Consider the following 8001-nt stretch of genomic DNA (forward strand, 5'->3'; position numbering starts at 1 on the left):
GTAGTCGACCTGCATTTCCTCGCCGGGCAGGAAGGACAGGCGGTCGAACTGTTCGGGCACCTTGTGGCGCAGCTTGGCCACGAAGCGTTTGACCGAGTTGTACTGACCGGCAAAGCCGTGATGGTCGTCGACCAGGTCCTGGTAGATGGCCATGGCGTTGCGTCGAAGCCGTAGCTGGGCATCGATGAACTCACGGTGGGGTACGCACAGGGAGGTGGCCGCCGACAGAGAGGCCGGTGGCCGGGGTGGGGCAATTTGACTGGCCACGGCCTCAGAGCCGGTGGCCACCCCGGGGCTGTCAAACGACAAGTAAAACTGCCCCCCTGGCGACACGAGGAATTGACCCCCTGGGCTTTGACCAGGAGGTCACATGAAGCAAGCAAGAGAGCACCATCCCGCCCTTTGCGCCGGCAAAGGAGAGCGGATGCAGGAACCGGAGACGATCCAACAGATGTTGGCGTTACACACACTCGGCTGGGGCGCGAAGCGCATTGCCAAGGAGTTGGAGGTGGCACGCAACACCGTCAAGCGCTATGTGGCAGCCGGCGGCTACGTGCCTTACCAGTCGCCTGTGCGACCCGGCAAACTGGCCGGCCTGGAAGACTGGCTCAAGGGACAATTCCTGCAACACCGTGGCAACTGTGACGTCGTGCGCCAGGAACTCGCCCGCCTCCACGGCCGTATCGTCAGCCTGCGCACCGTCGAGCGCGCCTGTCGGCCCTACCGTGCCGAGCTTGCCGCCCGGGCCCGCGCCACCCTGCGTTTCGAAACGCCGCCCGGCAAGCAGATGAAGATCGACTTCGGCGTCGCCACGGTCGAGATCGGCGGCCGGATGTCCCCCGTCCACCTCTTCGTCGCCACCCTCGGCTACTCCCGCCTGGGCTATGTCGCCGCCTTCACCCATGAACGGCAATCCGCCTGGTTTGCCGGGATGGAAGGGGCCTTTGCCCACTTCGGTGGCATCCCGCGCGAAGTGCTGATGGACAACGCCCGCCCCCTGGTCGAGCGCCACAATGTGCAGTCCCGCGAAGTCGTCTTCAACGAACGGCTCAACGCCTTCGCCCGCCATTGGGGCTTCACCCCCAAGGCCTGCGCCCCCTACCGGCCCCGCACCAAGGGCAAGGACGAGAACGGCGTGGGCTACGTGAAGAAGAACGCCCTGGCCGGCCGCACCTTTGCCAGTTGGGACGCCCTCGAAGCCCACCTCGCCCAGTGGCAACGCGAGGTTGCCGACGTGCGCACTCATGGCAGTACCGGGGAAGCCCCCCGCACCCGCTTCGAGCGCGAAGAGCGGGCAGCCCTGGCCCCGCTCAACGGCCGTCCACCCTACGCTCAGGCGCGCGAACTGCGCCGCATCGTCAGCAGCGAGGCCTGCGTCGAGGTCGACACCCACCGCTACAGCGTGCCCTGGCGGCTGATCGGCGAATCGGTGAGCGTGCGCGTCGAAGGCGAGGGGCTGAGCGTCAGCCACGCCGGGAAGATCGTGGCCCGCCACGAGGTGCTCCAGGGCACGCGGGGCCGGTCCATCGACCCGGCCCACTTCGACGGCCTGGTCGGGCGCGCCTTCGCGCCGGCCCCCCGGCCGGGCCCGCAAGCCCCGCAGGGGATGCCCACCCCGCCGATGGCCGCGACCGGTGGCCTGGTGCGAATCCCCCTCGGCGGCGAACTGGCCCGTCCCCTGGCCGAGTACGAAGCGATCACGGGAGGGGCCTTTTGATAGACCACGAACGCCTCACCGCGATGCTCAGCCGGCTGCAACTGACCGCCATCCGCGACCAGCTCGACAGCCTGCTGGACGAGGCGGGCCGCAAGGAATTGAGCCTGCGCGAGACCCTGTACTTCCTGTGCGAGAGGGAGATCGCCCGCAAGGACGAGCGGCGCATTCAGATGGGGCTGTCGATCGCCCACTTCCCGCGGGTCGCCACGCTGGAGGGCTTCGACTTCGCCGCCCAACCGAGTCTGGATGCCCGCCAGATTCGTGACCTGGCGGCCAGCCGCTGGATCGCCCACGGCGAGAATCTCTTGTTCCTGGGGCCGCCGGGGGTAGGCAAGACCCACCTGGCCATCGCACTGGGTCGGGAGGCGATCCTGGCCGGCTACAGCACCTTGTTCGTGACGGCGCCGGCGCTGCTGGCGGCGCTGGCGAAAGCGCATGGCGAAGGACGGCTGGAGGAGAAGCTGGCGCACTTCGCCAAGCCGAAGCTGTTGATCGTGGATGAACTGGGCTACCTGCCGTTCGAGGCCAACGCGGCGCACCTGTTCTTCCAGCTGATCTCGCGCCGCTATGAGCGGGGCAGCCTGTTGATCACCAGCAACCGAACGGTGGGCGAGTGGGGCGTGGTGTTCGGTGATGCGATCGCCGCGACGGCCATTCTCGATCGCCTGCTGCACCACAGCTATGTGGTCACCATCCGCGGCGAGAGTTACCGCCTCAAAGAGAAGCGTCGAGCCGGAGTGCTGCCGCGGCAGCACTCCGGCTCGACGGATAGCGTGTCAGTTCACCAACCCGCCTGAGGGGGTCAATTCTGGATGTCGCCAGGGGGTCAGTTTCTGGTGTCGCTTGACAGCGAGCGATGTCCTGGGCCTCACCCTCGACTATATTGATCTTGTGATGCCCCTCCGCGCGCGTCAAGCGAAGTTTCTGCGACAAATGGCCGCAGGCGATGCCCTTTCCGGATTCAGGGCCAGGGCCGGTGCGCCAGTTGCACCACGGCGCCGGCGCTTTGTCGGCGCGGCGCCTTGGTGAAGAAGTCCCCGTTGGGCACGATGTCGGCCCGGGCCGGCAGCACGGCCAGGAATTTGCCCGCAAGGGCATCGGCCTGGTCTGTGCGCGTGCGCCACATCTCCAGGAACTGGCTGCGACTGTAGGTGCGGTTACCCAGCGACGGGTCGGCCAGCCACACCGTCTCGCCGTCGATGCCGCGCAGCACGGAGAAGTGATCGTTCTTGCGGCTTTTGACCGGCGCGCGGACAAAGCCGAGCAGGTGGCGAGGATGAGGCCAACGGGACTGGGTTGGGCAGACGGGGAAATCGCCCACGCCTACGCGACTTTGCGCCATCAGGGCGACAGCAGACTTCCCAGTGCCTCGCCCAACCAGTCGAGCGCGCCGGAAAGATCGACACTGGACAGATCCGACCCGGACAAGGTATCGACCAACTGCGCCTCGCCTTCGGCCTTCAACTCGTCCTTGCCACTCTGCCTCACCCGCTGCCAAGCGATCCTGTCCGTTTCGCCCTTGTCCAGCCACACCCCATGACCAGTGGCCGCACAGGTCGATCTCCATGCCTTGGTAATGGGCTAAGTGCAGCGTCCGCCCACATTGCGGACAAGCCGTGGCCGAGCGCGGCCACTCGGCGGCGCGCCGCGCAATCTCGTCCAGCAGCGGCGACAGTTCCGGCGTCATGGACAGCGGCAGGAACACGCCCCGACAGCGGTTGCACGAATACCAGGGCTGTCCGAGGTGTTGGCGGGGGACGAGCATCGCGCCGTCGCGCGGGCAGAAAAGACGCCTCACCCCTCGCCCCAGTCGTTCACCCCCATGCGGTCGCGCGCGAAGCGCTCAGGCCAACGCCACTTGGCCAGAAGTAGAAGCGCGGCCATCACGAGTGTAGCCGTGCCCAACGACTGGGCTATCATCGCGATCCATTGTACGCTCGAGAGGGCCGCATCACCGCCCAATCGGTCCGAATGCAGGTGCTGCGCCGTCGTCCCGCTCCAGACAAATAGGGCCAGGCCCAGGGCCTGAAGGCCGTTGCCAACGAGCGCGGCATGCTTACGCGGTTTGGGCACCAAGCGTCGTATCAGGGGGAATAGCGCGAGCCCCGCCCCGCCCAGTGCCGACAGCATCAGGGCAGGCGGATGCGGCTGGAGGATGTGCAGACTCAGCGCAACGCTGAGCGCAGCGCCCCAGAAAAGGCGCCCTGCGTGGTCGTACATGCCCTGCCAGTGTCCTTCGAAGGCGAGTCGGTCGCTGTCCTTGCGCAAGGGGTGGCCGGGCTTGATTTCGCCGGGCAGTGGGAGATGCGGCAGACGGCGCTCGAGCTCGGCGACGAAGGCCGGCCAATCGTGCAGTTGGACCAGCACGTAAAGCGGTCGCGTACCGCCGTCGAAACGCAAGGATTGCATGGCAGGGCTAAAGGTGATGCATCTGACCTGATGCCAAGCGACAAAGGTTGGCAGGCCCCAGACCGTGTACCCGATCAGGCCGACATCGTCGGCACGATAACGGGCGCGCATCAGCATGATGCCCGCTACGGGCGAGATTCCGCCCAGGAACAGGGCGAGGGGCAGCGCCAGCACGACGTCCTCCTTGCCGATGGGTACAAGGAAGAGCATGAGCGCCAGAAGGCCCGGTCCCAGCAGGATCAGCACCGGTCCCATCCACCGGAGGCTGCCGGCAGGCCGGAACTGGAGCACCTGGCCGCGTGCAGGCGGCAAGGCGCGTTGTGCGCTTCGATACATCCAGGCGCTCGCCAGCCAAACCGCGATCATGCTCGCCAGCACGACAAGATTCCATGTATTCCCCAGCGCCATTGTCTACCTCTTGCTTTGCTCGGCTCTTCCTCGATGTCCCGGCGGGCCGCCAGGCCAGGATCATGCCACCGGGTCGAGGTCCTTCGCGTGCCCTGCTTCAGCCCCTTGCCGGCCTTGGCCGCCACCCTGACTGGTCCTGAACAGGTTGAGCAGATTGACAAATTAAGTGGATGTCTTTTCGTTTTTGGTGACCAGCCCTCGGCGTTTCATCTCTTCGTGCCGGTACGGGTCTCGGCGGTTGGGGATCATGGCGTACTGGGCCTTGAGCAGTCGTGCTTGCACTTCGTCCGATCGAGTGCCATCGGTTTCATCGCGGCGCTTGAAGGCCACCCGCGTCACCTCACCACCGCTTGGGCTCGAACCCCGGCTGGTTGCGCAGCACCACATCGTCATCGGCTTGCACCAGCACATACAAGCCTTGACGTTCGGCGTAGCGCACCACCTCCTCCGGCGCGCCCATCGCCGCCACCGCGCCCAGCAGCGCCTTGTCCGCATGCTCGGTAAAGCACGCCTTGAACTGCTTGAGCCGCTCGATGTGCTGATCCACATCGTCTGTCGTCAGGCGGCTTTTGCACTCCACGGCGATGGCATGGTCGCCATTGATGACCAGCAGGTCGATCTCCATGATGGCGCTGCCACTGTCGTCGCGGGCGGTGGCGTTGGAATAGACCCGATGCACCGGGATGCCGTGTTCTTGAAACAGCCGCACCACGGCGGGTTCGACCATGTCCTGCACGAACTGCCCGAGCCGATTGCCCAGCTGCCCCAGCTGGCGGCTGACCTGACGCACCACGCGGTCGGTCTCCTGCATGCGGCGGTCGGTCTCCTGCATGCGGCGGTCGGTCTCCTGCATGCGGCGATCGGTCTCGCGGCTTTGCTCGGCCAGTTGCGCGAGCAGCGCGCGGATGTCGTCCCAGCTCATTTCGGTCGTCGTGGCCATCGCTTTCCTTTCTACGGATGGTCTTTTCTTGCCGCATTATCCCGCAAAGCGGTTGGCATGAGTACAAGAGGCTGTAGCAATGCGTCACGGCAAGGCCGGCACAGGGAACAGCCTTTAGGCTGTCTGCGCCGGCTTCACGCCGCCTGCCGCTGCAGGCAGCGCGCCGCGCTCAGACCGCGCAAAAACTTTGCCTGCCGCTTGGCCGCCAGCTCGATGAGCGCGGCCGGCTTGCCTATGGCTGTGCCGAATTCCTTGAGAAACTTCGTGCCGTGCGCGATGAACGCCGCCGTGTCGATGCCCAGCCGTTCCAGCAACTTCGGCGTCTTCTCGGGAATCAAGCCCCGCTTTTGCGGATGCAGGCAGCGGCCCAAGCTTTCGACGAGTTCGAGGTAGTCTTCGAGGGCATACGGTATCGCCCACCCTTCCCGGCTCGTGGCGTCAAACGGCAGGAGCGGCGCGGGCGCAAGTTTCACCAGCGCGCCATGTTTCACTGCTCCCCCTTCCGCGGCGCGCGCCCCTTGCCCATCCTCGGTCGTTTCCGCTGCAGTCACGACGACTTCGGCAGCTACGCCGTCCCCGCCGGCTTGCGCTTCCTCCTCACGCATCGCCGCAATCGTCTCGCTCAGGCGCTGCTCGACCCTTTCTGGCTGCAGCCGCGCCTGCACGCTGGTGTAGTCGCTCTCTTCCGGCGTCTCGGCTAGACCTGCCCGGATCGGGTTCAGATCCACATAGGCCATCGCCATGAGCAACGCCTGTTCATCCAGCAGCGCCTGGCTCTTGAAGCGCCCTTCCCAGAAGCGCCCTTTCACGCCGTCTTCCCTGTTCGCCAGCCGCGCGATGCCTTCGTTGAGCACGCGCATATACCAGGACAGATCGGCCAGACGCGCGCGGTAGACCGCCGCGTACTCACGCACGCGATCGAGTTCCGCTTCATCCAGCCCGGCACGCTGCTCGGGGTGCAGATAACGACGCACCCAAAGCGGGCCGGCAAAGAGTGTCGTCCAGCGGGCAAGCGCCTCTTCATCGCTCAACGCCTGCGCGCGTTCGGCATCGATTCTCAGCACGATGTGGTAGTGGTTCGACATCACCGCGTAGGCAGCCACGTCGATGGCGAAGACCGATGAAAGCTGCCGGATGCGCGCTTCGATCCAACCGCGGCGATGGTCGAAGTTCTTGCCCGTGTGCGCGTCTTCGCCGCAGAGGAAGGCGCGCCGGACGCAGCGTGAGACCACGTGATACCACAGCGTGTCGGTAACCGAAACAAGGGCAGAGCGCGGGCGGGTCATGGCTCAAGGATGGCACAGAGTTAGGCCGCTGTCAAAATAAGTGGGTGTCCTTTATTGGCATTGCGAGGTCACGGCCTGGGGCGGATTGGCGCTGCTCAAGCAAATGCTCGACAGCATGGGGTTTCGAGAGGCTGGAGCCGGCTGGGGCTTGCCCGAGCCGGGATCGAACCGGGGGTATGCACCGCTGCAACTGATCGAACAGTTCATCGTTTCGATCTGGTGTGGCGCCTGTCGGTTTGTGCATGCCGAGACGGTGCGCATGGACAGTACGCTGGTGCGACTCTTCGGCTGGGCGCGTGCGGCGGGACACAAGGCCATCATGCGGCTGTTTGCGCGCTTTGACATGCTCACCAACGAGCGCGTGCAGGCCGAGGTCTATCGCTGGTTCTTCGGCAAGATCAGCGCCTTGAAGCGGGTGACGCTGGATGTCGATTCGACCGTGATCACCCGCAACGGGAACCAGCAAGGCGCTGCGCGCGGCTACAACCCCAGCCGTCATGGACGCGCCAGCCACCACCCGCTGCTGGCTTTTGTTGCCGAAGCCCGGATGGTGGCCAATTTCTGGCTGCGGCCAGGCCATGCGCACAGCGCCAACAATATCCTTCAGTTCCTCGAATCGACCCTGCACCATCTGGGCCACAAGATTGTCGGTCTTTTGCGTGCCGACAGCGGCTTCTTCGACGAGACGGTGCTGAGCTTTCTGGAAGACAAGGGCATTGCCTACATCGTGGCGGCCCGGCTGACGCAACCTTTGCAGCGGGCGCTCTACCACGCCAGCGGCTGGTGGGCGCTGAAGCCGGGCTTGGAGCTGACCGAGTTGCGTTACCGGGCCGCTAGGAAACCTCTGCACAACCCAGCCTATTCGTTCCAGAGGACGCGGTGATGGTAGACTTTGTTTCACATGACGGGATCAGGGGCAGATTTTGAGTTATTTTCCGCTCCAGAAGCCCCTTTCGTGGGCCTCCTGAGGCCTCGTCGGCCCCCAGTGGCGCCGTGGCGGGCGCACTTATCCCGTTGCAGCCAACAAGGCCTTGCGCACCAGCCACAGATTGAGCAGCGCAAACAGGACGTTGAGTTGCGCGCCGTTCTTGGCCAAGCCTCGATAGGGCGTCTTGCAGTAGCCAAACTGGCATTTGAGTACCCGAAACGGATGCTCGCCCTTGGCACGAATGCGCGCCTTGGTGCGTTCCAAGGCATCCATCACCTGGCCAAGAAAAGTGCTCTTGTCCAATGCCCGGCGC

The 8001-nt window shown here is 65.1% G+C and carries 8 protein-coding genes and 2 pseudogenes; 3 read left to right on the forward strand and 7 right to left on the reverse strand.

What is annotated here, in order from left to right:
* A pseudogene (locus Tchar_RS12865) lies at positions 1-294 on the reverse strand (IS21 family transposase); the annotation flags it as partial.
* A 76-nt stretch (positions 295-370) separates the two neighbouring features.
* Here Tchar_RS12865 and istA point away from each other — a divergent pair.
* Together istA and istB are read left to right on the forward strand one after the other, a co-directional pair.
* Positions 371-1717, forward strand: a complete 1347-nt coding sequence (gene istA / locus Tchar_RS12870; protein ID WP_144329394.1) for an IS21 family transposase — start codon at positions 371-373, stop codon at positions 1715-1717.
* 23 nt (positions 1718-1740) lie between these two features.
* Positions 1741-2514 (forward strand): IS21-like element helper ATPase IstB, encoded by a 774-nt coding sequence (gene istB, locus Tchar_RS12875; protein ID WP_201739377.1) that lies wholly within the window; start codon positions 1741-1743, stop codon positions 2512-2514.
* Between the two features lie 164 nt (positions 2515-2678).
* Here the strand turns inward: istB and Tchar_RS14145 are convergent, their stop codons facing one another.
* The 5 genes from Tchar_RS14145 to Tchar_RS12895 all read right to left on the reverse strand — a co-directional run bounded on the left by Tchar_RS14145 (position 2679) and on the right by Tchar_RS12895 (position 6760).
* Complete coding sequence (locus Tchar_RS14145) at positions 2679-3059, reverse strand: cysteine peptidase family C39 domain-containing protein (RefSeq protein WP_268969094.1); 381 nt, start codon at positions 3057-3059, stop codon at positions 2679-2681.
* The gene (locus tag Tchar_RS14150) at positions 3059-3205 is read right to left on the reverse strand and encodes a hypothetical protein (RefSeq protein WP_236640468.1); all 147 of its coding nucleotides are present in this window, start codon (positions 3203-3205) and stop codon (positions 3059-3061) included. Before Tchar_RS14150 ends, Tchar_RS14145 begins: the two co-directional genes overlap by 1 nt.
* Before the next feature lie 306 nt (positions 3206-3511).
* Positions 3512-4534, reverse strand: coding sequence for a hypothetical protein (locus Tchar_RS12885; protein WP_144329396.1), 1023 nt, complete (start codon positions 4532-4534; stop codon positions 3512-3514).
* A 340-nt stretch (positions 4535-4874) separates the two neighbouring features.
* Complete coding sequence (locus tag Tchar_RS12890; RefSeq protein WP_144329397.1) at positions 4875-5474, reverse strand: DUF3782 domain-containing protein; 600 nt, start codon at positions 5472-5474, stop codon at positions 4875-4877.
* 134 nt (positions 5475-5608) lie between these two features.
* Positions 5609-6760, reverse strand: a complete 1152-nt coding sequence (locus Tchar_RS12895) for a transposase (RefSeq protein ID WP_144329398.1) — start codon at positions 6758-6760, stop codon at positions 5609-5611.
* A 40-nt stretch (positions 6761-6800) separates the two neighbouring features.
* Here Tchar_RS12895 and Tchar_RS12900 point away from each other — a divergent pair, with 40 nt between their 5' ends.
* Positions 6801-7643 carry a transposase gene (locus Tchar_RS12900; protein ID WP_144329399.1) on the forward strand — a complete coding sequence of 281 codons (843 nt, stop codon included), beginning with the start codon at positions 6801-6803 and terminating at the stop codon, positions 7641-7643.
* A gap of 123 nt (positions 7644-7766) precedes the next feature.
* Here the strand turns inward: Tchar_RS12900 and Tchar_RS12905 are convergent.
* Positions 7767-8001: pseudogene (locus Tchar_RS12905) on the reverse strand (IS5/IS1182 family transposase); the annotation flags it as partial.

The organism is Tepidimonas charontis (assembly GCF_007556685.1).
Classification (GTDB): Bacteria; Pseudomonadota; Gammaproteobacteria; order Burkholderiales; family Burkholderiaceae_C; genus Tepidimonas; species Tepidimonas charontis.

Bases quoted from the DNA above. Each gene is read 5' to 3' on its own strand.
- istA (WP_144329394.1), top strand. From the start codon at position 371: ATGAAGCAAGCAAGAGAGCACCATCCCGCCCTTTGCGCCGGCAAAGGA.
- istB (WP_201739377.1), top strand. From the start codon at position 1,741: ATGCTCAGCCGGCTGCAACTGACCGCCATCCGCGACCAGCTCGACAGC.
- Tchar_RS14145 (WP_268969094.1), bottom strand. From the start codon at position 3,059: ATGGCGCAAAGTCGCGTAGGCGTGGGCGATTTCCCCGTCTGCCCAACC.
- Tchar_RS12885 (WP_144329396.1), bottom strand. From the start codon at position 4,534: ATGGCGCTGGGGAATACATGGAATCTTGTCGTGCTGGCGAGCATGATC.
- Tchar_RS12890 (WP_144329397.1), bottom strand. From the start codon at position 5,474: ATGGCCACGACGACCGAAATGAGCTGGGACGACATCCGCGCGCTGCTC.
- Tchar_RS12895 (WP_144329398.1), bottom strand. From the start codon at position 6,760: ATGACCCGCCCGCGCTCTGCCCTTGTTTCGGTTACCGACACGCTGTGG.